Raw genomic sequence first — 25369 nt, forward strand, 5'->3', positions numbered from 1 at the left:
ACCGGGCATTGTGCAGTCCGTGAATGGCAAGTCTGACGCTGCTGTAACGCTGACTGCCGCTGACGTTGGTGCGTTCCCGGTTGCGGGTGGCGTGATGACGGGCGGGTTCACTGCGGGTGGCACAAGTACGATTCCGAACCTTCGCATGGGTTCGACGTCCGTTGGGTTCGCGGGTGGCAGCGGCGGAATTCTCGCCTTCCCGAACGCGACGACCGTTCCGAACGCTGCCCCGACCGGCGCCGTTGTGTTCGTTGAAGGCGGTCTTCTGAAGGTCCGGCAGGGTGACAACACAACGGTCACGCTGACCGCTGACGCTGTGTCTTCGGTGAACTCCAAGACGGGTGCGGTATCCCTTACCGCTGCGGACGTCAGTGCTCTTGCCACGTCAACACGGGGCGCAGCGAGCGGAGTTGCAAGCCTGGGCACGGACACGAAGGTTCCCGTGGCTCAGCTTTCCGTCGCGTCGGCTGTGACTGCCGCTGATCAGTCCATTACGGCAGACGCGACGCTAACCACAGATGGTGACCTAGTCCTTCCGGTAGTGGCGAACGCGCGGTATCTCGTGACTGCCAACCTGATTTGGACGAACGGTGCGGGTGGGTTCGCCTGTTCGTTCACGGGACCTAGTGGCGCAACGATGGCTTGGACGGACAACGACAGCGGCGGCAATGCCACGCTCACCACGAAGTCGACGTTTCAGACTTCGAAGGGTTCGACCATGACGGGCGTTCTCGTGACGTCCAGCACCGCCGGAAACCTTTCGGTCACATGGGCCCAGGCTGTTTCGGACGCTAGCGCCACGGTTCTTAAGAAGGGAAGCGGACTTGCAATTCAGCGAGTCGGCTAATCAACGAAAGAGGCAACAGAATGGCTAAGTTCGCCGGCGCCACGTGGCGACCGATTCCCGTCAACTACACGAAGGGCGGGCAGGATTCTGTACACGGCGTTGTCGTGCACATCATGGCCGGAACGCTTGCCGGTACCGATTCTTGGTTCCGCAACAGTGCGGCTCAGGCTTCGTCCCACTTCGGCACGGGCAAGGCTGGGGCGCTTTATCAGTGGGTTGACACTGCTGACCGCGCATGGGCCCAGGCTGACGGCAACCGCACGTGGCTCAGCGTCGAGAATGAGGGCAAGGGCGGTGACACGCTGACTGACGCGCAGCTTGACCGCAATGCCGAAGTCCTTGCCTGGGCGCACAAGACGTACGGTGTCCCGCTTCAGGTGGCTTCGGGCGTCAGCGGCAAGGGGCTGGGGTATCACGGCATGGGCGGCGCTTCGTGGGGCAATCACCCTTCGTGCCCCGGTCCGAAGATCGTTGCTCAGCTTCCGGAGATTGTGAAGCGCGCGAAGGCGATAGCGGGTGTCAAGCCTGCCGCGCCGGCGAAGCCTTCGTATGAGCCGTTCCCGGGTGCTTCGTGGTTCAAGACTGGGCGGAAGTCGCCCATTGTCCTTGCCATGCGTAAGCGGCTCATTGCCGTTGGCTGCAACAAGTACAAGTCCAGCACTGACCCGGACACGATCGGCTCCGGCGACATTGCTTCCTATGAGACGTGGCAGCGGAAGTGCGGGTTCACGGGTGCGTCCGCTGAGTGGCCGCCCGGCAAGACCACGTGGGACAAGCTGAAGGTCCCGAACGTCTAAGAAGGGGTACGCCATGGGCGACCACAGCAAGACTGAGCGCTTCAAGCTGGGCATAGTGCTGTCCTGGGCGAAGGCTCATCCGAAGGTCGTGAGCGCGGTTGTTGTCGGCGTGGTCGGCGTTGTCTCGGCTGTGAAGCCTGACTTCCCGGGCGCTGCCGTTCTGGCCACGGTTCACGCTGTCCTAGGGGCTTAGTGACCGACTCCCTTCCTGGGTGGTGACACACTCAGCGAAGGGAGTTCGGGCAGTGATCCGATATCGACACGTGGGGCTCATCGGGCGTGCGCGGGCGGGGAAGGACTCCGTGGCGGCGCGCCTGTCGGAGCGTCATGGTTATCAGCGGGTGGCGTTCGCGGACCGGTTGAAGGAAGCGGCGCTGAAGGTTGACCCATACGTTGAGGTGTGGGCGGGACCTACCGCGTACCGGCAAATTCGACTGTCGGACGTTGTGCGTGAGCACGGGTGGGAAGGCGCAAAGAAGTACCCGGAAGTTCGCCGCTTCCTTCAGCAGTACGGGCAGACCGTTCGTGACATTGACCCGGACTTTTGGGTTCGTGCCGCACGTCCGTCTATCGACGCTGCGAATCGCCTGAGCCTGCCGGTCGTCGTGACTGACGTTCGGTACGCGAACGAAGCGCGTTGGCTTCTGAACCGTGGCTTCGCCCTTGTCCGGGTGACTCGTCCCAACGTGGTGTTGGCCGGCGCAGCGGGCAGGCACAAGAGCGAGACTGAACTAGCCGACTGGGCAACGGACATGACGGTTGCCAACACTGGGACGCTGAACGATCTGAACGGGATCGTTGACAGTCTCCTTCTCCCCCGGAGCTAGCAACTAGCCCCGCACTGACTGACCTTCGCGGTTGGTTGGTGCGGGGCTTTTTTGTGTCCTGGGGTTGTGCGTACGTACTCACGTGAGTATCTTGGAAGCACACCAACGAAGGGCGGGGAAATGTTCAAGCGCGCGAAGGACGTCACGTACACGGATCGGCTTGTGACCGAAGCGGGAATCATGGACGTGCGCACGGTGGCCACGGACATGATCGCATTTACCACGATGATCGGGAACGCCGACGACACGCTGATTTACGGGGCGTACGAACAGGTTGAGACGCTGGACGACTAGCCACCCGGGACCGGAGTCACGAACTCCGGTCCCACTCACCGTGAGTACGTTGGACACTCCAAGATCACTCAGCTAATGTCAGCAATGCAACGAAGGGGCGGGACCATGGCGGCCGTGCGTGCACCTAAGGGATACCGGACGTTCTACCTGGGCGCGGGCAAGGTCGTTCACGCCGCCCAGGACAGCGACACGACGACGCTGTGTAAGAAGCCGATCACGACTGTCAAGCTGTCGCACTACCCGTATATCAATTGCACCCAGTGCGCGAAGACTGCCCTGACGTTCACCAACGGAGAGAAGGAAGACATGCCGAAGAGTGGTGCGCGCCTTCCGTGGCGTCTGACGTTCCAATACGCCACCCAGGCCAAGCCCAGCAACAATGCGCACTACTCTGCGGAAGATGCGGAGCGAGCGGCGGACGAAATGGTTGACACTGCCGCGCGTCGCGACTCGTCCGTGACGATCACGATCAGCAATCGCGACACGGGTGAAAGCTACAGCTACCCGCGTACCGACGGAGAGAAGGAAGCCATGCCCCCGAAGAAGAAGACCGAAGCTGCGCCGGCTGACGTTGATGTTGACGCGCTGATCAGTGACGTTCACGCGACCATTGACCAAATCAATGAGATCACGCCGGGTGACGAAGGCGCGGCCACGCTTGCCGCTGAGCTGAAGTCGGAAGCCGAAACGAAGATCCTTCAGCTTCCCACCAACAAGCGCACGGCACTGCGGAGCGCACGGGACAAGGCGTACAAGGCAGCGATCACGAAGCCGGAGCCTGCCGCCGCACCTGCCCCCGCGCCTGCCGCTGAGGTAGCCACTATCAGCGACGACCCGATGAAGTGGGCGCACGTGCCCGAACTCATCGCAACGGGCGTCGAGAAAATGCGCGAAGGCACCGAAGCCGGGATGAAGCTGACTTCCGCCGGCGAAGTGGTGGCGAACGTTCTTCTGACTATCCGTCAGAACATGGTTGACCCTGAGACTGGTCTGCCGGATCTCCCGTGGCGCATGAAGGCGACCCGCAACGCTGCGAGCAAGGTGTACGACGACGCTCTTAAGGGTGTCTCCGAAGACGACGTTGACCGCCGTGCCGCTCACGCTTCGCTCATCAAGGCGACCCAGAACAAGGCGAGTGACGTCCTTGTTGCCTGGCTTCGCGGCTACACCCGGGATGACATTGCGCTTCTCCGGGAGATCTTCCCCGCTGCCGCTGCCGCCGTACAGGCTGACGAAGAGCTGACCCCGGAAGCCGCTATCCGGAAGCTGTACGCGGACAAGGGTGTTGAACTCCCGCTTCGTGGTCGCACTGAGCAGATGCGCATTAACCGTCGCGTTGACGCGATCGTGAGCGCGACGAAGGAACTTGAGACGGCGAAGGAAGCCGAGGACAAGGACAAGGCCGAAGAGCTTGAAGGCAAGATCAGCGACTTGAAGGCTGACCTTCCCGCTGACGCGCTTGAGAAGCTGGGCGAGACGGAGACGGAGAAGAGCGACGCCGACAAGACGTCGGAAGCGCTTGAGCGTGCGTGGAAGGCCATTGAGACGGCGGGCAAGCGCGCGAAGAAGCTGAAGGGCAACGACAAGCGGAAGGTCAAGGCGGAGCTGTACAAGCGCATTCGCCTCATGGCCGAAGACTTCGATCTTGATCTGAGCGCCCTTGTGCCGGCGGACACCGACGAAGCGTAAGCGCTAGCGCACCACCCGGAGCCCCGTTGGTCACCATGACTGGCGGGGCTTCGTCACGTTCAAGCACAGCGCGAAGGGCTCCGACCTGGGCTTAGTGACGGAGTGACGCTGTGTCTTAAAATCTGAATTCACACCAACACATATAGAGAGCAATCCAAATTTGAAGGCACTGCGTCACAGCATCACTTGCCCTGCTGCGCAGTGACCGACTCCCTTCAGTACGGGTGACACCAATGAAGGGGGTCACCTTGCCGAAGGTGCGCACTATCTTTCGCGGCGGAAGCCGCTTTTACATCCACCCTGAGAACAGGGAACTGATCCATCCGGGCGTGACCAGCATCCTGGGCATGATCCCTAAGCAGAACTTTCTAGCCCCGTGGCAAGCAAAGCTGACGGCGGAACTTGCCGCTGACTCACTTGACTTCATCGCTGACATGCTGACGCGTGGCGGACGAGACAGCGTGGTTGATTACCTGAAGGGCGCTGCCCGCCGGTACACGAAGGTTCGTGCCGACATTGGCAGCGAAGCTCACGACCTGTTTGAGCGCCTGATTCGCGGTGAGTACGTGGGGCGGGTTCGGTCGGATCTTGAGCCGTACGTGACGCACTTCCGTGAGTTCATGGCAGCGGTGAACCCGGAGTTCGTACGTGCCGAAGACGTGGTTTGGTCGGACACCTATGGGTACGCCGGCTCATTCGACATTTGGCTGTACGTGTGGTTGGACGAGAACGGCGACCCGACCCCGGACCGGTCCGGCACCCGTCACCTGATCTTGGGCGATTGGAAGACGGGCAAGAACACGTACCCGGACGTTGCGCTTCAGCTTGCCGCGTATGAGCGTGCCGACTACGTCATTGACCCGGACGGCAACCGTGAGCCCCTGCCTGAGTTCGACGGCGCGGCGGTGCTCCACATCACTGACGAAGACTGGGCTTTCAAGCCGGTTGACACGAGTGACGAAGTGTTCGCTGAGTTCCTGCACCTTCGTGCCACGTTCGATTGGGATCGTGAGCTGAGCCGGAAGGTAATCGGGAAGCCCATTGCACGGAAGGTGCGTAAGCGTCTCGTGACCGGTACCCAGCGACGGGCAAGCAAGTGACGCGCGAAGAGGCGCTGAACAAGGCAGCGGACCACGTGGCGAAGCTGTCGACGAACGCGCGTGGCTACGCGGACGGCGTGACACTGCCCCAGCGGATTGATGCAACTGAGCGGCTTGCCCGCTTCCTGATCGGTGAGGAGACGGACGAATGAGCGGTCCCAACTGTCTTTGCAACCCCCAGCGTTCGGGGCTGTGCGGTAGCTGCGGGGGCTAGTCTCCGACTCCCTTACTGGCACACGCAACCGAATCGCTTGAAGGAGAGACACCCTTGTTCGACTTCCTGAAGTTGTTCGTCGTGGCGTTCGTGCTGTCAGTCCTGGGGCTGTGCGCTTCGGCGTTCGGGCTCATGATTTACGTCGGCGTGTGGCACGGGTACAACGCTGCTGTGCCGGCTGTGGGCTTCATTGACTGCCTGTACGCCGTCGGCATTCTCTCCCTGCTGGGCATCCTGGGCGGCAGCGTGAAGTGCAAGTAGCACCCTGCCGGACCGACGACCCACACGAAGCCCCTCAGTGCCTTACACGGGCGCTGAGGGGCTTTCGTCGTTGCCGTGCCAAGTCTCCGACTCCCTTACAGACAGAAGACAGCTACAGCGGACGCGCGGGAAGTGTCACTGAACCTTCCCGCGCGCCCTACAAAGGGAGAAACCCTCTATGGCGCGGCAGAGCATTTGGGCGAAGGACGAAGAGAACAAGCCGAAGGAACGGGTCACCTATTCGGATGACACCGTTGGCCGGCTGCACTCCGGCTATATGGACGAGACGAACCCGAAGAAGCCCGTTCCCGTGGCGCTGGGCGAGTGGCGTTTTTCGACCGGTGACAAGGTCGTTGCTGATGCCCTTGCCGCACTGTTCGGCGGCACTCCCGCTGAGAATGATGAGAGTGCGTCCGAGAACTTCATAGACGTCTTCACCGACGCTGCGAAGGTCCCGGTGATCATCGAACAGGACGGTATCTATTGGGACATGAAGCAGTGGATCAACGGCAAGCTTGTCCACCACTGCGACGGCTTCAACTTCCTTTCGCATCCGAAGGATGACGAACTTGTCGGCACTGAGTGCGGTTGCCCCGTGCTCTTCGCGGAGCGTAAGCAGGCGGCGAAGGATTACCAGGGTCCGAACCCTGCCATCAAGGTGACCTTCCGCCTTGCTGATGACCCGGAGATTGGCCTGTTCAGTTTCCAGACTGGGGCATGGACGCTGTTCAAGGTGCTTCACGAGTCGGAAGGCGCGCTTGAGGACCTGGGCGTTACCGCGCTGGGTGATCTTGAGCTTGAGTACGTGGAGTACACGCCGAAGAAGGGTCCGATGCGGAACAAGCTTGTTTCGTACACGAAGCCCAACATCAACATTCGCCGGCCGTACGTCGCTGATGCTGAGTGACGCACAGCGCGTAAGCGTGTTGCGATTCCTGAAGGGCGCTGACGATGCGTACATTCGTCAGCCCCTTTGGGAGTTTCACCCGTCATACCGCGCTCACGTTCTTCATGAGCGGCGCGTTCGCTTCGGCGTTCCTACCGCTGACGATTTTGACCCGGAGTACCGCTAGTGAGCAAGCGCGGAACGGTCACCGACTACGCGGGAGAAGCGCTGTACGTCGGTGACCTAGTCAACTATGCGACGCGTTGCGGGAACGGTACGCGCGCCACGGACGCAATCATTCGAGCGATTGAGATTCGCTACGCGTACGGCAAGCGCATCCCGTTCCTTCTCGTCCAGCCGACGGGCGTTGAATCCCGCAGTGGATTGGATGAGCGCAAGACGCTGCGCAAGGAATGGATAGGCACGGAACACGTACGGCTCTTGCGTAGCAGCGTGGCCGGCTAACACGACAGATGACGACTAAGCCCCGGGCGGAGCACTGAGCTTCGTACCGGGGCTAGTCGCGTTAAAGGCACTCACGGTGAGTAGGTTGGGAATGCGAAAGGGATTGTTCATCACGCTGGGCGGGGCTCCGGCGATAGGTGACGTTCGGGCGGCAGACACGGCAAACGTGATCTTCGTACACGCCGACGCTCCACAGCGGAAGGACTGGGCGCGCTACGCGGACGCGCTGACGATTGCGGTTGCCCGTGGCGCTGAAGTCATCACGGGTGTGCGCCGTGCGTCATGAGCCGAAGTGTGGTTGCAAGCCGTGCCGAGACAAGCGGCGGAAGGCGTACATCAAGGACTATTACCGGAAGTTGCCGAAGGACAAGCGGCACACGCTGAGTCAGAAGCGTCGGGCGACGGCGTACGGCGTGGCGCACGAAGAGTATTCGCGCACGGAGATTATGCGTCGTTGGGGCTACCGCTGCGCCTACTGCAACGCGCGGGCTGAGCACCTTGACCACGTCCACCCGCTGAGCAAGGGGGGTGCTGACGCTGCCCACAACATGCTTCCGGCGTGCGCTCCCTGCAACTTGAGCAAGGGCGCGAAGACGCTTGCTGACTGGGCACTCACCTTTGGGCCGGCGGACCCAGGTAACCGACTCCCTTCTGTGGCTCCGAAGGACGAGAGAAGGGAACTTCCGTGGAGTTCGTAGACCTGTTGGGCCGCTTCAAGGACGTCAGCGAAGAGGCGGACGGCGGTTACCTTGCCGTGTGTCCGGCACACAACGACTCGCGTCCGTCGCTGCGCATATGGCGTGGTGACGACGACAAGGTTCGCATGACGTGTCGTGCGGGTTGCAAGACGGAGCGCGTGAAGGAAGCCGTGGGGTTGGCCTGGGCGGACCTGTTCGACGTTACCGGCGAAGGCAGCACCGTGCCGAAGGAGAAGCCCGCGCTTGTGACGGGTGCCCCGGTTACGCGGCTCCGCATGTGGCTTGAGTCGCTGCCGCTGGGTGACGGCACGTACGCCGAAGGCCGATTCGGTATCGACCCTGAGACGGCTGAGCGCCTGGGGCTTCGTTGGGCTGACGCTACGCCGTTCCCGTCCGCTGAGGCGTATGAAGCCGCCGTTGCCGCTGGGGTGCAGCCCGCATTTCTGTCGCGAAGCTTCGCGCGGTATCCGCGTCTTGTCGTTCCGCTGGACGGATTCGACGGCGTGACCCGTGGCGCTCAGGGGCGAGACTTGAGCGGCAAGTGTCCTGGGCGGTGGCTGAGCCTGAGCAACCCGGAAGGGCAGCGGTGGGCACCGTACGGCGTTTTCAGGGGCGAGTCGGGATATGGAGTCATCCTCATCACTGAGGGACCCGGAGACGCGCTCACAGCGGTTTCTGTCGGGTATGACGCCGTTGCCGTCCGGGGCGCTTCGCTGGTCAACAACCCTGAATTGATTGCGGAGTTGGCCGCTGGGCTGAAGGGCTTTCAGGTAGTGGTCGCCGGCGACAATGACACGGCGGGCAACGACTTCACTCAGCGGTTGTCTGAGGGGCTTGCCGCGCACGGAATCGACGTGTACGCGCTGACGCTGCCGCATGTTGGCGACGATCTGACCGATTGGCGTGCACGCGTCGGGGATGACTTCGCGTCCGACTTGCACGCTGCCGTTAAGCACGCGCGCCCCGTGAAGGATCGTGCCGTTGTGGAGGCGGAGCACCGTAAGGCGGAAGTGGCGCACCGCACGGGCGCAACGGTCGTCAGCAGCGATCAAGGCGCCGACGCTGCGCGCATCCTGGGTGAGCTTGCCGCCACGTACGGCGAAGAGGCTGACGCCATGAACGCGTTCGCCCTTGTTGCGTGGACGGAAGGGCGCATCAAGCACGCGAACGGGCTGGGGTACTTCGTCTGGGACGGTGTGACCTGGGTGAAGAGCGCGACTCGTGTCCGGCAGGAAATTCACGCCATGGGCGCGGCTCTTGTCCTTGCCGGGTACGTGAAGGAATCGCGCGGGTTCACGTCCACAAGCAAAATCAACAACCTGTTGGAAGAGCTTCGCAGCGTGCCGAGTGTGTATGTCGACGCTGAAGAGTTCGACGCGAAGCCCCACCTGTTGAGTTTCGCGAACGGTGTGGTTGACCTTCGTACGGGCAAGATCCGGCCGCACGACAAAGCTGACATGCTCACTGTGTCGCTGCCCATAGAGTACGACCCGGACGCGAAGGCTCCGCGCTGGGAACAGTTCGTGTCTGAGATCTTCCCGAACAACCCGGATCTTGTGGACTACATGCGCCGGCTGACGGGTTACGGGATTACGGGCAACACGTCGGAACAGTGCTTTGCTGTGCTGTGGGGCAAGGGTGCCAACGGCAAGAGCGTTTTCACGGAGACACTGACGGACGTCTTCGGCCGGATCACTTCCACAACGCCGTTCGCCACGTTCGAAGACAAGGGCAGTGGCGGGGGCATCCCGAACGACCTTGCTGCGCTTCGTGGTGCGCGCCTTGTCATGGCGTCTGAGGGCGAGTCGGGCAAGCCCATGTCGGAAGCTGTCCTGAAGCGTGTGACGGGTAAGGACAAGGTCACCGCGCGATTCCTTCGGCAAGAGTTCTTCACTTTCGCGCCGACGTTCCTGATCATGCTTGCGACGAACCACAAGCCGCGCTTCCGTTCCCAGGATGAGGGGCTGTGGCGACGCGTGAAGCTGATTCCTTTCACGCGGTACTTCGCGCCCCATGAGCGGGATTACGACCTTGACAAGAAGCTTCGCGCTGAGGCAGCGGGCATTATCGCCTGGGCTGTGCGTGGCGCTGTGGAATGGTACGCGAACGGGCTGAACGACCCGGAATCGATTAGCGCCGCTACGCGTGAATATCGCGCGACGTCCGATGCACTCGCCGGCTTCTTCCCTGGGGTGCTCATTGAGGACGAGTCGGCAACGCTGCCGGGTGCTGACGCGTACAACGCCTATCGCGATTGGTGCGAAGCCGAAGGACTGAAGCCTACCGAGGTTTGGTCACGGAAGGCGTTTTACGGCGCCATGGAAGAGCGCAACGTTTCGAAGAAGAAGACCAACAAGGGCATCAGCCTTGTCGGCGTGCGGGTTGCTGACGCGCCTACGGCTGTTGGTCCGGGAATCTTCAGCAAGGATTGACCGCACAACGGAGCCCCAACCTACTCACCGTGAGTGGGTTGGGGCTCTTCGCGTACCCAGGTCACCGACTCCCTTCTAGGTGCACAACGAAGGGAGAGACACAGTGCCAATTCTCGAACTCTGCGCGGGTTACGGCGGGCTGGGCATAGCCGTTGAGAACCTGACCGGCGACAAAGTGACCGTAGTCGCTGAGGTACACAAGGCAGCGTGCGAAGTCATGGCGTACCGATTCCCGGACGCGCCGAACATCGGTGACGTGCGCTATGCCCCGTGGCATGAATTCGCGGGTGAAGTCGACACGATCACAGCGGGTTTCCCGTGTCAGGACATTTCCAACGCCGGAAAGCGTGAGGGTATCAAGGGTGAGCGCAGCGGAATTTGGTTCAATATCGCCGAAGCCGTACGGATCATTCGACCCCGATACGTGTTCTTGGAGAACGTCGGAGCTATCCGAAATCGGGGACAAGGCGCAGTGCTCACATCGCTTCACGAAGTCGGGTATGACGCTGCGTGGACAGCTATTCGAGCTAGTGACATCGGAGCGCCCCACATGCGCGAACGGTGGTTCTGCGTTGCGACTCCTTCCGACTCCGACGGTAGCTGACGCGGACCGGGGACCGGACTTCGCGAAGGCTGACCGGCCTGGGGCTGGGGGCGACGACCTTGTAACCGCTGTGGCGCGCCTCTTCCCGCGTGACCGTGCTGACGTCCTCTTCAAGACTCCGACGGCGAACCTTGCCAGCAACGGCAGCGCACAGCACCCGGACAAGAGGAAAGCCGGCGGGCATGGTCCGACGTTGGAAGACGAAGTTTGCTTCCTGCTGAACGTCACGCCCGACGACGAATTGCCCGACGACGGTCCGCACTCCCCTGCTGAGTGGTGGAATGAGTTCGCGCCTGCCGTGTACCGCTGGGAGTGCATACGCGGCACTGCGGCACCGGTTCCCGTGGTTCGTGGTCCGCGCGGTGGCGTGAAGCTCAGCCCGGAGTTTGCGGAATGGCTCATGGGGCTTGACCCGGGTTGGGTGACCAGCGTTCCGGGGCTCACGCGCAAAGAAATGATTGAGCGAATCGGCAACGGCGTTGTCCCGCATCAAGCGTTCTATGCGTTCAGGGAACTGAAAGCGAAGTTGGATGCGCGCAACGGTGGGGGCGAGTAGTGGAGCACGAAGACGGGTGCGAATGCGCGGCGTGCGGAACGCTGGTCATGGGCCCGTTTGATGGCTGGGAACCGAGGTACCTGCCGGACGGTACCAACGGAACGTGCGTGTTCTGTCGGCGTAGTGGTCAACTCGCCTATTACACGGCGTTGGGCATGTCCGTAGGCGTGTGCTGTCAGCGCTAGTAACCGACTCCCTTCGTGGCACTTGTCACGAAGGGGGTTTGTTGCATGATCCATTACCGCCACGGAGTGAACGGCGAACCGGTAACCGTGTTCGTGCCTGAGACGGACGGCGACCTTCGCACGTTCATGGACTGGGCGCGAAGTCAGCCGGAACTTGCGTTGGACACGGAGACGACCGGGCTTGCTATGTACTCGCCCGGGTACCGCTTGCGCACGGTGCAATTCGGCACAGCGCATGAAGCCTGGGTCATCCATTACGAGTTGGGCGGCAGGTTCGTTGAGGCAGCGAACTACGTACTCCGCCACTGTCCGCGCTTCCTGATTCACAACGCGCCGTTTGACTGGCTTGTGTTGGACGCGCATTCGGAAGTGTCGCTTGAGTCGTTGGCTCCGCGCACGACGGATACGAAGATCAAGGCCACGCTGATTGACCCGCGTCAGCCCCAGGAAGGCGGCATTGGGACCGGCCTTAAGCCACTCAGCGCGTTCTACGTCGACCCGACGGCGCCGGACACACAAGGCGACTTGACCGCTGTGTTCCGTTCGCTGGGACTGACGAAGGCAACGGGCTGGGCGGGTATCGACCTTCGGCACCCAATTTACAACTTGTACGCGGGACTTGACGTCATACTCACGGCGCGTCTGAACCCGAAGCTTGACGCTGAACATGCGCGCCTGGGAGTTCGGCCGGCGCTTGTGGAGTATGAACACGAGATTGCCCACATGTGCGCTCACATGCAACGCGCTGGGCTTGTGCTTGACCTTGACTACGTCGACACGCTGCGCCGAATGTTGCGCGACGAAGAAGAGAAGTACCTAACGATTGCCGCGCGTTGGGGTGTTGATGCGGTCAACTCCGGCGCTCAGGTGTCCGAAGCCTTGCTTGCCATGGGCGAGACGCTGACTCAGAAGACCGACGGCGGAGCGCTGAAGGTAGACAAAGCCGTCTTGCTGCCGTTGGCGGACCTTGATCGCGATTGGCAGCGAGTCGGGGCACGTGCGCCTAACCCGTTGGCTGAGGCGGTGCTACGGAGCAAGCGCGCCGGCAAATGGGTCACGACCTACGCCGACCGGTTCGCGGCGAACGTTGACCCGCACGGGCGCATCCACGCGACGATAAACACCCTTCAGGCGCGCACGGGTCGCATGTCCATTTCGGGAGACTTCGCGGCGCAGACGCTGCCTTCGTCCGATTGGATGATTCGCCGCGCTGTGCTGTCCGACGCACCCGATCACATCGTTGGGTCCGTCGACTTTCAGGCGATTGAAATGCGCGTGTTGGCGGCGCTTGCCGACGTGAAGCGCATGAAGGCAGGGTTCAGCGACCCGCACCCGGACCCGGAGATTTACCCGGACGGGTTCGACATTCACATGTACACGGCGCGGCTCATCAAGGGTCCGAACGCCACGAAGCGTGATCGGAAGGTCTTCAAGGGCGCTGGGTTCGGCAAGGTGTACGGCGGTGGCGTGGCGACGATTGCGCGGCAAACCGGAGCGCCTGAATCTGAGATCTCCCGCGCTGTGACGGAGTACGACCGGGTGTTCCCTGAGATCAAGCGTGCGTCGTCGCGTTGGCAGCGGGAAGCGCGCAACACGGGGCTTGTGACTGTGTCGGTGACTGGTCGCCGGCTTCCGCTGGACCGTGACCGGACTTACGCCGTTGTGAACTATCAGTGCCAAAGCGCCGCCCGTGACGTGCTGGGGCAAGCCATGCTGAACATGCGTGACGCTGGGCTTCTCGACCTGATGAAGTTGCCGATTCATGACGAAATCGTCTTCAGTGCGCCGAAGTCGGACGCGAAGGACATTGCGCGTGAGTTTGAGCGTTGCATGACCATGGACTTGTACGGCGTGCCGGTCGTCGCTGATGCGGACCTAGGTGGGCGCTCATGGGGGTCGCTGTACGGCGCTGACGTCTAAGCGGAATCGCTCCAACACGTAGCGGAGTTCTGACGTCCACTCAAGATCACGCGCGGATAACAGTTCGAAGGTACTCACGGTGAGTACCTTCGAAACCTACCGAAGCCCCGTTGCCTGTAACTCAAAGGTAACGGGGCTTCTGGCATATGCCGCTTCCGTACATCCAAAGGATGAGGCCGCATCACGCCTTCGAATCTTCAACAACCCTGAGCCGGCCCGTCGGGTCTCTGCGGGTGTTCCGAACGAAATCAAAGGTACTCACGTGAGTGCCTTCGGGTTATGTTCGAACTGTTCGACGGACCGGAAGTGATCAGCCCCCGTCGGCAAGAGTCGGTGACCGTATCGGTTGCCCTCACCTGCCCAAACGTGGGGTGAGCCTTGCCGTGAATTGGCTGTGACGCGCTCCGTCGCTCCCTAGGTCACCGACTCCCTTCAGCGGATTCAAACCGACTTAGGGAGTCACCCAGTGCTGTCCTTCGACACCATCAAGGCCGCTCAGTCCGAAGACAAGCTTGCCGCCGTCACTGCCGCCGCAACCATCGTTGAAGCCATGGCGGGACGCATCAAGACTCACGCGGACCGGGCAGCGCGCCGCATGGCTCCGCACGGTGGGGCACGGCTTGCTGACTATCAGGACGAGTTTGCCCAGGTCGGACGAGTGGCTGTGTTCGACGCGCTGAGCCGCTTCACCGACACGACCGTTGACGCGTTCGAACGCTACGTGTACACGACCGTTGAGAACGCCATGAAGGATGCGGTCCGCAGTGAGCGCAACGGTGGGGCAGGCGCGGACGAGAACGCTGTAAAGACCTTCGCGGCAATGATCGAAGCGGCGGAAGGCAACCTTCACAAAGCAGAGAAGATGTGCCAGACGGAGCCGCCCGCTGGTCGTCGGATGAGCCCGGAGCGTGCACACGCCGCACGTCTTGCCTGGCAGGGTGCTCTTTCGCTGGACAAGGTCACCGGGGCGCGTGAGCACACCGAAGCGAGCGGCACGATTGCCGACACGCTTGCCTATCACGACGAAGAGCCGGACGGAGAGATTCGCCCGAAGGTTGGTCGGGGCGCTGTGATCGAAGCCGCCATGGTGCTTGAGCGGTACGTGCCCGTTCCCACTGACCACAAGGCGCGGAAGTTCCTTGCACACGCGCTCACCGTGGGACTCGCCGGCTACGCCACGCCGGACACCGTTGACGCGCTTGAGGACGTCATCACGCTCCCCCGTGACCCGGAAACGCGCCGCTACGTGCTGGACGCAATGGCAGTCTTCAGCGCCGCTGCCTCCACTGCGACGGACGGCGAACTTGCCGCTGACCTTCGTGACGTCCGAGACGACCGTATGGCCGACTCGCGTGAGAAGCATGACCGTGTGAACGGCGTTCTTGACTCCATGGGTGCCGCACAGCGTGACGTCCTTCGCCACTCGTTCGGTATCGGTGACGTCATGGAGTTCGGATGGGGCGACGGGTGCGATATGGAAGGGCTGTGCGAAGCCCTGGGCATGACGTACGTCAACGCGAAGGCTCACCGCGCTAAGGGTCGGAAGGCGTTCGCGAAGCGCTACGTGGCCGCTGTGGCTGTGAGCAAGCCCGCTCTTGCCGCCGTCCTTGAAGCCGCTGCCGCCGCACAGCTCACCAACAAGGGTCGCAAGTAACCGACTGTCCTGGGGCGGAGCTGACCGGTTCCGCCCCGGGTTACCGACTCCCTTACTCGCACACGAAGACGACGCTTCGCAGAAACAGGAGACACCCAATGCTCTTCAAGCTTGAGAACGGCTACCGCGTACGCACGACCCGCATGACCGACGGCGTTGAGTTCGAGACGCGCAATCGCAAGGGCGAAACCATCAGCAGCGTTCTTCACTCGCACGCCGAAGCCGTCCCGCTCATCAAGCGACTGACCGTGCTGGACGCGTGCCGCTTCGTTCGGGTTTTCGGCGGTGGGGCAAACACCATCGCTTAGCAGTGCGGGGCTTCGGCCCCATAAGCCCCGGTAGCTCAGCGGAAGAGCGCCCGGACCTAGGGCCCGTAAGGGTGCAACGGGAAGTCACCGGTTCGAATCCGGTACGGGGCACGCAAGACCAACTCACAGCGAAGGGGGCGCGCCGTGCGCGTGTGGAGAGTGGCACATGAGTCAGCCCGGTACGAAGGATTCCCCGCCGGACCGTACGCCTGTAGCGAGACACTGCCGGACAGCGTGAACATCAAGCTTCGCCGCATGTTCGAAGCGCACTGCGCCTACTCGCACCCTTCGCCTTACGCGGACGCGGACCTTCGCGGAATCAGTTCGCATGAACGCTGCGGGTTCGACTCGCGAGAAGCGCTGAGTGACTGGTTTGAAGGGTTCCTTCCCTTGCTTGTTGAGTGCGGGTTCCGCGTCTACACGTACGACGTTCCCGACTTCGCTTGTCGTGTGGGTCGCGCCGGCCAAGCCGTTTTTGATCAGTACGAAGCGAAGGAATTGAGCGTTGAGCCCTTCGCGTTGAAGCCCCAACAAATTGCACTGTTCGCATAAGGAGAGAACCGACATGCTGAGTGTTACGAACGAGACGAAGGCTGTACTTCAGGCGGAGAAGGGGCGCATTGTCGGCTTCATCAAGTCGTCGGAGCCGGGCAAGATCAGCATTGCCGTCCCGGGTGAGCGTGCCGTGATGACTCCGGCTCAGGCGCGTCAGCTTGCCGCGTGGCTTGTGGAAGAGGCCAACACGGGCGCAACGGCTACGCGTGAAGGTCGCGCTGAGAGTGGTTGGCGTACCGCTGAGGCGCGTCGACAGACGGAGATTCGAAGCGCGCTTCACCCTTCCCGCCGTGCCTTCTGAGATCAAGGCTCCGCGCGTCACAGCATCCCAGCGCCGTGCCGAACGGACCGCTGAGCGTGTGGACGCGTGGAAGATCGCACGCAACTTGATCGGTCCGGAAGCGGCATGGCCGGACGGCGTTGACCCGTACGACGTGTTTCAGCTTGCCCAGTGGCTAGCCGGAGACGCGACCGAATGACGACGTGGGGCGAACCTACTCACCGTGAGTGGGTTCGCCCCGTTGGGAGAGACCTTGAACGTTGACGTGATCGCAAGCACTTCGCTTAGCGACCTTGCCCTGTTCGACGCGTACGACTATGACGCGATTCCCTGGGGTCAGAACACGACTGAGGCGGACGCGCTTGCCGAAGCCGCTGGGCGAATCTGTTTCAAGAGCTTCAGCCGGCCGAACCCGAAGACCGCAGCGAACGCCGACTACTTGAACAACATCATTACCCAGGGTCATTACAGCGTGCTGGAACACTCGTCCGTGACGTTCCTTGTCCGTGACGTGTCCCGCGCACTGCTGACGGAGCTGACACGGCACCGACACCTGAGTTTCAGCGTGGTGAGTCAGCGGTACGTCCGATACGACGACACGAAGCCGGTCATTCCTCCTGCCATCGAAGGCCATGAGGGGGCAACGGAGCTACTGCGGACGGCGTACAAGCTTGCCGTTCACGATTACGGCGCACTAGTCCACACGCTGACCGCTCAGGGGCTGAGCCGCAAAGCTGCCCGCGAAGCGGCCCGTTCTGTGCTGCCGAATGCCGCACCCGTAGACATGGTGGTTACCGGCAACCTTCGGGCATGGCGTGACGTGCTGGGCAAGCGTTGGCACGTGGCCGCTGACGCTGAGATCCGTGAGTTCGCTGGGCTTGTCCTGGGTGAGCTTCGGAAGGTCGCGCCCAACTCCGTTCAGGATGTGCCGGCCAAGCCTTACGGGAGTGATGACCAGTGAGCGACGCGAAGCCGAACCCGTTCCTGAGCTTGAGCCCCGCTGCCGTCGATGTGCTGGACGACATGCGTGAGGAATGGAACGACCGTGAACGGCACGGCGAACTAAACGGTGGCTGGGGCTACGGGCCGAAGAAGACCGAAGCGCTCAGCGCGCTCAACACACTGATAACTGAGGCATGGCGCGTGCGGGTTGCGTACATCGACGTTGAGGAGACTTCCGAATGAACAAGTCCACTGCCGCACTTGCCGCTACCGCTGCCCTTGCTGCCGCTGTGCTGACCGGGTGTTCCGACGGCGACGACAACACGGAGTGTTCGACCTTCACGACGGTCGGGTATTCGGTTCCGGCTCCGCGTCCGGCTCCAGCTCCGCGCGTTGCTCCCCCGGCTCCGCGCCCGAACTTCAACAAGCCGACCACGCCGAAGGCACCCCAGCGCAACACGACCCCGATTCAGCCGGCACAGCCGAATTCGCCCCGTGTGCACACGACTTGTTGGGAGCGCGACGACCGATGATCAACGCCGTCCTTGTGGGGCTTCCCGGGCACGCGACTTCGCGCCGGATCATGGGCCCATTCAGCGCCGCGTGTTGGGACGCTGACGTTGAGCCTGAGTTCGCTGACGTCACTTCGTACGACCCGCGCGGCAACGGCGTTGACGTAGTCCCGACCATTCGCGTGTACGCCGACGACGACCCTTACGGCGACGTGTTGGCTGAGCATCGGGGCGCAGCGACGGACGAAGAGATTCGCGCACTTCTGAAGCGGGGGCTTGAGCTTGTCTGAACGACCTTCATGGGACGCGTATTTCTTGGCGGGTGCTGCCTGGGCGGCAAGCCGTGCGGACTGTACGCGCTCCCAGGTTGGCGCTGTGCTTGTGAACGCTTCCAACGAAGTGCGCGGCACGGGTTACAACGGTGCGCCGGCGGGTGTTCCTGGGTGCATGTCAGCGGGTGCATGTCCGCGCGGTCAGCTCACGTACGCGCAGTGCGCAGCGAACACGGACTACAGCAATTGCGTTGCCGACCACGCCGAACGGAACGCGATTCGTCATGCGCCTGCCGCTGAGCTTCCTGGGGCGACGCTGTACGTGACTCGTGAACCTTGCCCTTCGTGCTGGACGCTGATTCGGGCTTCAGGAATTCGTCGCGTCGTGACTCCAGAGTTTGACGTACTCACGTGAGTACGATAGATTCTCTCTTGTCAGCAACGACGAAGGAGAGAACGAAATGGTTCACATGCAATGCGGCGCTTGCAGCGGTGACGTTCAGGTGACCGAAGAGCAGTACCGGACGTTGAACGTGATCCCGTGCCCGAAGTGCCCCGACGGTGGCGTTGACCTTGTGCACGCGCGACGGCACGCCGACGATTTCTGATCTGCCGGAATCCCCCAACCTACTCACCGTGAGTGGGTTGGGGGATTCTTTGGTTTCTGGGTACGTACTCACGTGAGTACGTGGTAAGCTACTCACGTAAGGACGAAGACGACGAAGGGCACAAAAATGGTTGAGGTACGCGAACTGAAGTGCGTCAGCTGTGGCGAGAAGTGCAGCGGAAACATGAGGCACGCTCACATTTACCGCTGGGTGAAGCACTGACGGAAGACGAAGAAGCCCCGACCTACACACGGTGGGTCGGGGCTTTGCTGCGTTTGCTGACGTTCTCTCAGTTGTCTCTCAGGCAACAAACGTTCCCGTCTGGCGTCTGTCAGTGGTCGGGCGTAAGGTCGGTCACCTGTTCGACGGCGCGCACAGAACCTACACACGTGCACCCAACGAACGACACAAGTCACCGGTTGTACGACTCAGGTATTGGTAGGGGTCAACCCTGTCGGATGAGTCGTACGTATAACCGGAAGCGCAACATGGGAAGCACAGATTCCGCCACTGGGGGGCGACACATGCACACCGCACCTTTCACGCTGTCACTGTCCGTCTGGGTGCCGTCCAGCGCTGCCCATGCGTGGCTTCCGTGCGCGCTGCTGGGCACGTCCATGAGCGACGAACCCATAACGGCGTGCGCTGAACTCCACGCGGTTTTGGGGGCGCATGGGCGACTTGTCGCACGCATCCTGAGCGCTCCGCCGGCTCCGAAATACGCCGGTTTCCGCATCATTGGCCGTCGGAAGGATACGGGCATTTTGGTCGCCGGAGTTGAGTGGAAACGATCATCCGAAACAGGGCAACTCATCCTGAGCGGTGACGTGTTCACAGCATGTGAATGGGTTCACGCAACATAGCGGAAGCCGTTCATCCGGTTGGTGTATGGTCCGATTAAGTTTAAAACTGGACAAGATCCGTTTTGGGGGGTTTCAATGCGTCGGCTAGTGCTGCCCGCTGCCGTATCCGCTGCCGTTTTCACCATGATGTTGGGTGCCGTCGCACTCAACGCACACGCTGACGCTGACCCCGATTGCAGGGCTGACAGCGTTCCCGACAACCTGCCGGAAGCGGAGCCGACCCCGGAGCCGACGACCGGTGACACGCTGCCCCAGGGTTCCCCAGCGCCCATGAAAGCGACTGAGCTGCCCGCCCCATCGCTCATCAAGCCGAAGCACGCGAAGCCGCCCGTTGCGCCCAGTGAAGCCCCGCCGGCTGAGCACCACGCAACCGCGAAGCCCGCAAAGCCGAAGCACGCGAAGCCGGAGCACCATGAGCGGCACCATGCGCGCGGTGAGCACCATGGGCATGGTCACCACCATGGGAAGCACCGACGCAACACGACCGGAAGTAAGGGACCGTTCAGCGACGGCGACAAGGACGGAAAGGTTTTGGACGACTTGCTAGGAACGGTACTCCCCGACGGCATGTTGCCCATGAGCTACCCGACCGACCAACGTCACGACACCCAGCCTCAGCGCCCCAACCACCATTGGGCGTAGGCAAGTTACCGACTCCCTTACTCGCCCATGCAAGAGATCAAATTCTCAACTACGCATGGGAGTACGGGAGTTGGATACGCGGACGATCATCAGAACCCGACATGTGCTTGTGGGCGGACGTTGGTTCCTGATCCTGGGGCTTGTGTTTTACAGCCTCATGACGACCACGCCGTTCGTTGCCGCTCACAGCGAATGGGCGTGGTCCGGCTGGGTGCTGGGGCTCATCGTTGATGCCGCCTTCATCATGGCGCTGTCAGCAGAAAGCACCCTTGCGAAGTACGGCGTGACGAAGCTGGGGAATTGGCCCGTTGCCTTCCGCTGGGTCACCGGGTTGGCGTCGGTCTTCCTGAACGTGTGGCTGAGCGTGAGCGACCGTGATCCTGTCGGCGTGGCTGTGCACCTGATCGCTCCGGCGTTGGTCATGCTTCTGGCCGAAGTCGGACCCGTGTACATGAAGGCGCTTGCCGACGCTGAGCGGGAAGCCCTGAGCGCCCCGGAGACGCTGCCGATCACTGGGGACAACCCGATTGCCGCACGGTTCCTTGAAGAGCCTGAGGCGGAGTACGAGACACCTGACGACAGCGGGCTTGAGGCGAGTGGGTATGAGCCGGCGCCGGTCGTCACCCATGAGCGCCTGCCCAACGCTGAGGCGGACCGCATCATTGAGGAAGGTTGGCGGCACAAGCTGAACCCGGTTGAAGTCGCTGCCGCCGCTGGACGTCACCCGGCAACCGTTCGCCGGAAGTTCAAAGAGTTCGACGCTGCGCTGAGCATCTGACAGAAGCCCCGTGCTGACTGCCTTCCCGGCGGTTGGTGCGGGGCTTTCTGCGTGCCCATGAGAGAAGCCCCGTACGTGTCGGCGTACGGGGCTTCAATCTTCAGCGGGTAGCGCGATACTTCCGCCAAAGTTTTTGACCGTATGGGCAACCGCTGGTCGCCTTCGGGGCATGGGCGCACATGTGGCAGTGGTCCGCGTGCTTCAGCCACGACGCGTAAGCCGTCTGAAGGTACTGCGGCGCGCTCATCGGTTCGTCCCGTGCGGGTGGCGTCGGATCTCAACGTTGCAGTCCGTGACGCGGGACATGTCGTGACCCTTCCGCGCGGCTTCACGCTCCCTGACAAGGGCGCTACACACATTGCAGCCCCGGGCGGGCTGTGCTTCGTCCAGTACCTGACTAGTCTGTTGCACGGTGACACGCTCCATCGTGTTGCCCATTACCCCCGGACCGGTCGCACGGTTCGGGGGTTTCGTCGTTTCGTCACAGTAGCGCGGTCCGCCACCCTTCGCCATAGCGCGCCATAGATACCTATCGGTCGACTGGCGCGCAATAGGTACCTACGGTGAGAAGCATGGGTGATCTTGACGACTCACGCCCGAAGTGGGTACAGATTTTCGAAATTCTCAGCGCCCGGATTGCTGACGGCACGTACGCGCCGGACACGAGGATTCCGACCACGCTGGAACTTCAGGGTGAGTTCGGCGTAGCCAACGCGACGGCTCAGAAGGTGTATCGCCGGCTCCGCGAAGACGGGTTGATCCGGACCGAACCCGGCATGGGGTCGTATGTGAAGCGGCAGGCGTAGGGACGAGTCAGCGGGTGGGAAGCGCCTTCCGCAACGCGCCTTCAATGGCGCGCACCGCCGGACCGTACGAAGGGTCGTTCAGGCGCTCTTCGCGCATGTCCGCCACTCGCCCGACGCACACAACGTGATCAACCAACGCGCGCACAATCTTGCGAAGGTCGTCACGCGAAACGTCCGGGCGGTCAACCATGGCCAACGCGTACCGGGCATCATTGCGCGCTGTGCTGAGCATGTGGGCTTCTTCCTGATCTGCGAAGCCGTCCACTTCCCCCGGCGCTGCAAACTCCGCTTCGCCATTCGGCCCAGTCCACGGAAGCCGGCGGACGTTTTCAGGCATGACGACTCCCCATCAATCGCGCTGTGTCGGTGACGTCCACGCTACGGATACCAGGTGGCTAGAACGGCGTTGAACGGGCACGATCTTTCTGCGGAAACGGACTGACCCGGACACGTTGGACATGCTAGAACTGTTAGTTCCGTCCCTTCGGAAACCCGGCCGCGAAGGCGATCTGGGTGATGGGGAGGCCGGTGGTCTGGAGGAGGATCCGCGCGGTGTGCGCCCGCTGGGCCCGAGCGAGGGCGACCGGGCCCGCCCCGACCTCGGCGGTGAGCTGGCGCTGCACCTGGCGGGCGCTGTAACCGAGGCGTGCGGCGAGCCCGCCGACGCCCTCGCGGTCCACCACGCCGTCACCGATCAGGCGCATGGCGCGGCCGACGACATCGGCGCGTACGTTCCATGCCGCGGAACCGGGCACGGCGTCCGGGCGGCACCGGCGGCAGGCCCGGAAGCCGGAGCCCTGCGCGGCGGCGGCCGTCGCGTAGAAGCGGACGTTCTGCCGCTTCGGCGTCACCGCGGGGCAGCTGGGCCTGCAGTAGATGCCGGTCGTCCGCACGGCGAAGAAGAACTCCCCGTCGAAGCGGGCGTCCCGGCTGCGTACGGCCTCGTACCTGGTGTCCTCGTCGATCACCCTTCCAGTGTGGCCCGGAACGGACAGCGCGGCTGGCGGGAATCGGACACCACGTTACGGGCCCGGTGGAGGAACCGGGCCCGGCGGGGCGGCGACCACGGCCGGCCGGGGCGGAGCGACGGACGGGCCGTCGCCGCACCCCGGCCGGACCGGTGAACGGGCGGAGAGCCGGGACCCCCGGCCCCTTCGCGGGGCAGAGCTACCAGCGGCCCCGCTTGGCCTCCATGGCGGCGCGGCCTTCCGCACCCTTGCGCTTCCAGTCCCGGCGGATCTCGGCGCGGACGCGGGCGTCCGTCTTGGCGACGATCCGCTGGTTCTCCCGGATCAGCTTGCGGTAGCTGTCGAGCCGTCGTTCCGGCAGTGCGCCGGAGTCGACGGCCTCCAGCACCGCGCAGCCGGGTTCGGCGACGTGGGCGCAGTCCTGGAAGCGGCAGTCGGCGGCGAACTCCTCGATCTCGGCGAACACCTGGCCGACGCCTGTCTCGGCGTCCCAGAGGCCGACACCGCGCAGTCCCGGGGTGTCGATGAGGACGCCGCCGCCCGGCAGGACGAGGAGGTTGCGGGTCGTGGTGGTGTGCCGGCCCTTGCCGTCCATGTCGCGGGTGGCCTGGACCTCCATCACGTCCGCGCCCAGCAGGGCGTTGGCGAGGGTGGACTTGCCGGCGCCGGACTGGCCGAGCAGGACCGCGGTCCCTCCGGCGAGCACGGCTTCGAGGACGTCGAGTCCCTCGCCGGTCGCGGAGCTGGCGGTGAGCACGGGCACGCCCGGTGCCGCGGTCTCCACGTCCTGGACGAGGTGGCCGAGCGTCGCCGGATCGGGCACGAGGTCGGCCTTGGTGAGGACGACCACGGGCTGCGCGCCGGACTCCCAGGCCAGGGCCAGGAAGCGTTCGACCCGCCCGAGGTCGAGTTCGACGGCGAGCGAGACGGCGACGACCGCGTGGTCGACGTTGGCGGCGAGGATCTGCCCCTCGGACCGCTTGGAGGAGGTGGAGCGTACGAATGCGGTACGGCGCGGCAGATACGCCCGTACGTAGCGGGGGTGGCCCGAGGGTTCGACGGCGACCCAGTCGCCGGTGCACACGACCCGCATCGGGTCGTGCGGTGTCACGAACGCGGTGTCCGCGCGGATGACCCCGTCGGCGGTGGCCACGTCGCACTGACCGCGGTCGACGCGGATCACGCGCCCGGCGACGAGACCTTCGGAGAGGTAGGGAGCGAACTCGTCGGCCCAGGCGTCGTCCCAGCCGTAGGACACGAGCGGGGAGAGGTCCAGGGACGCGAACGAGGTCGGGAGGGCGGAGCTGGAAGTCAAGGGAGACCCTTCACAAGGGCGGCCCCGGCGACGCGCACTACGGCGCGAAGGAAGAGGAAGGTCAGCCGGCGGCCACGGAGGTGGACTTGATGAACTTCTGGATGCGGGCAGCGCCCATCTCAATGACAGCCATCGGTCACACCTCCCAGTGCACAATCCAGGTCACCTGCGACAACGAACCCCGTCGCCGCGCCAACGGGCCCCACTCTAGAGACCCCTCGGCGACGGCGCCATCGAATTACGGACAGAGGCCACTGCCCCCGGACTGCGGGGTCTCCCGGGCGGGCCGGTCAGCCCAGGTCGGCCTTCAGCACGCCCTGGGCCAGGGCCAGCGCGTATGCGGACAGGGTGTACGCGTCGGAGATGTGCCGGTCCGCGACCATCGTTCGGAACTCCTGTTGCGATACGGCCCGGTATGCCTGGATTCCCTCCGCCCGGGCGTCCCCGGTCGGCTCGTCGGCCACCTGGTCCGTCCCCACGTGCGCGAGGTACAGGTGGTCCACGCCCGCACGCAGGCCGGTGTCGGGAGAGAGCGCGCCGAGATAGGTGAAGTCCACGACGTGGACGCCCAGTTCCTCCTGAAGTTCCCGCGCGGCCGTACCGGCGCCGTCCTCCCCCGGAGCACCGAAGCCACGGGGGATCTCCCAGTGCCATTCCCGGCTCGCGTGGCGGAAGTGACGCAGCAGGACGACACGTCCGTCGGCGAGCAGGGGAAGAACCGCGGCTCCTCCCGACGCGGACGCGGGCAGGATACGGATGTACGTCCCCAGTCGGCCGTTCGCGAACCGTACGGCGTCACGTACCAGGCAGAAGTAGGCGTCGCGATAGACGACGCCGATGTGTCCGACGCTCTCGGGCAGACCGGCCGCGACGGCCAGCCGTGACATGGCGTCAGCCGCCCGATCCTGGTCTGCGCGGTCGAAGAGGATTTCGAAAGCCGCGCCGGAGGGGTTCACGAACAGCTCCGGGCGGTGCTGACGCAGCGCCTCGTAGTCGGTGAGTGCGGCCTGCTTAACGTCGGCCGGGTCGTGTGCGCCCATGGCTCTCCTCAATCTGTGCGCGATGTCGGTGTCGCCGCCGGGACGGGACGA

The 25369-nt window shown here is 63.2% G+C and carries 30 protein-coding genes, 1 tRNA gene and 2 pseudogenes; 28 read left to right on the plus strand and 5 right to left on the minus strand.

Features of this window, described 5'->3' with window-relative positions; genetic code table 11:
• The 26 genes and pseudogenes from AB0C62_RS22625 to AB0C62_RS22750 form a co-directional block, all read left to right on the plus strand.
• Positions 1-847: pseudogene (locus AB0C62_RS22625) on the plus strand (hypothetical protein); the annotation flags it as partial.
• 20 nt (positions 848-867) lie between these two features.
• Positions 868-1644: a peptidoglycan-binding protein gene (locus tag AB0C62_RS22630; protein WP_362975759.1), complete on the plus strand. Its 777-nt coding sequence runs from the start codon at positions 868-870 to the stop codon at positions 1642-1644.
• 13 nt (positions 1645-1657) lie between these two features.
• Positions 1658-1837 carry a hypothetical protein gene (locus AB0C62_RS22635; protein ID WP_362975761.1) on the plus strand — a complete coding sequence of 60 codons (180 nt, stop codon included), beginning with the start codon at positions 1658-1660 and terminating at the stop codon, positions 1835-1837.
• A gap of 109 nt (positions 1838-1946) precedes the next feature.
• Entirely contained in the window at positions 1947-2471 is a 525-nt protein-coding gene (locus tag AB0C62_RS22640; protein ID WP_362975763.1) for a hypothetical protein, read from the plus strand.
• A 120-nt stretch (positions 2472-2591) separates the two neighbouring features.
• Entirely contained in the window at positions 2592-2765 is a 174-nt protein-coding gene (locus tag AB0C62_RS22645) for a hypothetical protein (protein WP_362975765.1), read from the plus strand.
• Between the two features lie 105 nt (positions 2766-2870).
• A complete protein-coding gene (locus AB0C62_RS22650; RefSeq protein WP_362975767.1) occupies positions 2871-4454 on the plus strand; it encodes a hypothetical protein in 1584 nt (527 codons plus the stop codon).
• 233 nt (positions 4455-4687) lie between these two features.
• A complete protein-coding gene (locus AB0C62_RS22655; protein WP_362975769.1) occupies positions 4688-5554 on the plus strand; it encodes a hypothetical protein in 867 nt (288 codons plus the stop codon).
• Positions 5551-5706 carry a hypothetical protein gene (locus AB0C62_RS22660; protein ID WP_362975771.1) on the plus strand — a complete coding sequence of 52 codons (156 nt, stop codon included), beginning with the start codon at positions 5551-5553 and terminating at the stop codon, positions 5704-5706. The genes AB0C62_RS22655 and AB0C62_RS22660 overlap by 4 nt, the downstream gene beginning before the upstream one ends.
• Positions 5707-5822: 116 nt before the next feature.
• Positions 5823-6029 (plus strand): hypothetical protein, encoded by a 207-nt coding sequence (locus AB0C62_RS22665; RefSeq protein ID WP_362975773.1) that lies wholly within the window; start codon positions 5823-5825, stop codon positions 6027-6029.
• A gap of 178 nt (positions 6030-6207) precedes the next feature.
• On the plus strand, positions 6208-6936 hold the full coding sequence (locus AB0C62_RS22670) for a hypothetical protein (RefSeq protein WP_362975775.1): 729 nt from the start codon (positions 6208-6210) through the stop codon (positions 6934-6936).
• Positions 6937-7101: 165 nt separating this feature from the next.
• The gene (locus AB0C62_RS22675) at positions 7102-7380 is read left to right on the plus strand and encodes a hypothetical protein (RefSeq protein WP_362975777.1); all 279 of its coding nucleotides are present in this window, start codon (positions 7102-7104) and stop codon (positions 7378-7380) included.
• Between the two features lie 275 nt (positions 7381-7655).
• Positions 7656-8078: an HNH endonuclease gene (locus AB0C62_RS22680; RefSeq protein ID WP_362975779.1), complete on the plus strand. Its 423-nt coding sequence runs from the start codon at positions 7656-7658 to the stop codon at positions 8076-8078.
• Positions 8066-10510 (plus strand): phage/plasmid primase, P4 family, encoded by a 2445-nt coding sequence (locus AB0C62_RS22685; RefSeq protein WP_362975781.1) that lies wholly within the window; start codon positions 8066-8068, stop codon positions 10508-10510. The genes AB0C62_RS22680 and AB0C62_RS22685 overlap by 13 nt, the downstream gene beginning before the upstream one ends.
• Positions 10511-10613: 103 nt before the next feature.
• Positions 10614-11114, plus strand: a complete 501-nt coding sequence (gene dcm / locus AB0C62_RS22690; protein ID WP_362975783.1) for a DNA (cytosine-5-)-methyltransferase — start codon at positions 10614-10616, stop codon at positions 11112-11114.
• A 70-nt stretch (positions 11115-11184) separates the two neighbouring features.
• On the plus strand, positions 11185-11670 hold the full coding sequence (locus AB0C62_RS22695; protein WP_362975785.1) for a DNA (cytosine-5-)-methyltransferase: 486 nt from the start codon (positions 11185-11187) through the stop codon (positions 11668-11670).
• Between the two features lie 230 nt (positions 11671-11900).
• Positions 11901-13775 carry a DNA polymerase gene (locus tag AB0C62_RS22700; RefSeq protein WP_362975787.1) on the plus strand — a complete coding sequence of 625 codons (1875 nt, stop codon included), beginning with the start codon at positions 11901-11903 and terminating at the stop codon, positions 13773-13775.
• Between the two features lie 466 nt (positions 13776-14241).
• Positions 14242-15429, plus strand: a complete 1188-nt coding sequence (locus AB0C62_RS22705) for a sigma-70 family RNA polymerase sigma factor (protein WP_362975789.1) — start codon at positions 14242-14244, stop codon at positions 15427-15429.
• A 98-nt stretch (positions 15430-15527) separates the two neighbouring features.
• Entirely contained in the window at positions 15528-15737 is a 210-nt protein-coding gene (locus tag AB0C62_RS22710) for a hypothetical protein (RefSeq protein ID WP_362975791.1), read from the plus strand.
• A gap of 24 nt (positions 15738-15761) precedes the next feature.
• Positions 15762-15848, plus strand: a tRNA-OTHER gene (locus AB0C62_RS22715).
• Between the two features lie 123 nt (positions 15849-15971).
• On the plus strand, positions 15972-16289 hold the full coding sequence (locus AB0C62_RS22720; RefSeq protein ID WP_362975793.1) for a hypothetical protein: 318 nt from the start codon (positions 15972-15974) through the stop codon (positions 16287-16289).
• Positions 16290-16302: 13 nt separating this feature from the next.
• Complete coding sequence (locus AB0C62_RS22725) at positions 16303-16593, plus strand: hypothetical protein (protein WP_362975795.1); 291 nt, start codon at positions 16303-16305, stop codon at positions 16591-16593.
• The gene (locus tag AB0C62_RS22730) at positions 16583-16771 is read left to right on the plus strand and encodes a hypothetical protein (RefSeq protein ID WP_362975797.1); all 189 of its coding nucleotides are present in this window, start codon (positions 16583-16585) and stop codon (positions 16769-16771) included. Before AB0C62_RS22725 ends, AB0C62_RS22730 begins: the two co-directional genes overlap by 11 nt.
• A gap of 24 nt (positions 16772-16795) precedes the next feature.
• On the plus strand, positions 16796-17533 hold the full coding sequence (gene thyX, locus AB0C62_RS22735) for an FAD-dependent thymidylate synthase (RefSeq protein WP_362975799.1): 738 nt from the start codon (positions 16796-16798) through the stop codon (positions 17531-17533).
• Complete coding sequence (locus AB0C62_RS22740) at positions 17530-17757, plus strand: hypothetical protein (RefSeq protein ID WP_362975801.1); 228 nt, start codon at positions 17530-17532, stop codon at positions 17755-17757. Before thyX ends, AB0C62_RS22740 begins: the two co-directional genes overlap by 4 nt.
• A gap of 286 nt (positions 17758-18043) precedes the next feature.
• On the plus strand, positions 18044-18316 hold the full coding sequence (locus tag AB0C62_RS22745) for a hypothetical protein (RefSeq protein WP_362975803.1): 273 nt from the start codon (positions 18044-18046) through the stop codon (positions 18314-18316).
• Positions 18309-18713, plus strand: a complete 405-nt coding sequence (locus AB0C62_RS22750; protein WP_362975805.1) for a deaminase — start codon at positions 18309-18311, stop codon at positions 18711-18713. Before AB0C62_RS22745 ends, AB0C62_RS22750 begins: the two co-directional genes overlap by 8 nt.
• Here the strand turns inward: AB0C62_RS22750 and AB0C62_RS22755 are convergent.
• The gene (locus AB0C62_RS22755; protein ID WP_362975807.1) at positions 18706-18978 is read right to left on the minus strand and encodes a hypothetical protein; all 273 of its coding nucleotides are present in this window, start codon (positions 18976-18978) and stop codon (positions 18706-18708) included. The genes AB0C62_RS22750 and AB0C62_RS22755 overlap by 8 nt on opposite strands.
• 1488 nt (positions 18979-20466) lie before the next feature.
• Between AB0C62_RS22755 and AB0C62_RS22760 the strand changes: the two genes are divergently transcribed.
• Together AB0C62_RS22760 and AB0C62_RS22765 are read left to right on the plus strand one after the other, a co-directional pair.
• Positions 20467-21189, plus strand: a complete 723-nt coding sequence (locus AB0C62_RS22760) for a hypothetical protein (protein WP_362975809.1) — start codon at positions 20467-20469, stop codon at positions 21187-21189.
• A gap of 572 nt (positions 21190-21761) precedes the next feature.
• Positions 21762-21995, plus strand: a complete 234-nt coding sequence (locus AB0C62_RS22765; RefSeq protein WP_362975811.1) for a GntR family transcriptional regulator — start codon at positions 21762-21764, stop codon at positions 21993-21995.
• A gap of 7 nt (positions 21996-22002) precedes the next feature.
• Here the strand turns inward: AB0C62_RS22765 and AB0C62_RS22770 are convergent, their stop codons facing one another.
• The 4 genes and pseudogenes from AB0C62_RS22770 to AB0C62_RS22785 form a co-directional block, all read right to left on the minus strand.
• Complete coding sequence (locus AB0C62_RS22770) at positions 22003-22332, minus strand: hypothetical protein (protein WP_362975813.1); 330 nt, start codon at positions 22330-22332, stop codon at positions 22003-22005.
• Between the two features lie 151 nt (positions 22333-22483).
• A pseudogene (locus AB0C62_RS22775) lies at positions 22484-22960 on the minus strand (Ada metal-binding domain-containing protein); the annotation flags it as partial.
• A 202-nt stretch (positions 22961-23162) separates the two neighbouring features.
• Complete coding sequence (rsgA, locus tag AB0C62_RS22780) at positions 23163-24239, minus strand: ribosome small subunit-dependent GTPase A (RefSeq protein ID WP_362975978.1); 1077 nt, start codon at positions 24237-24239, stop codon at positions 23163-23165.
• A gap of 329 nt (positions 24240-24568) precedes the next feature.
• Entirely contained in the window at positions 24569-25318 is a 750-nt protein-coding gene (locus tag AB0C62_RS22785; protein WP_362975815.1) for an NUDIX hydrolase, read from the minus strand.
• Positions 25319-25369: the final 51 nt, after the last annotated feature.

It is taken from the genome of Streptomyces sp. NPDC048643, assembly GCF_040650615.1.
Classification (GTDB): Bacteria; Actinomycetota; Actinomycetes; order Streptomycetales; family Streptomycetaceae; genus Streptomyces.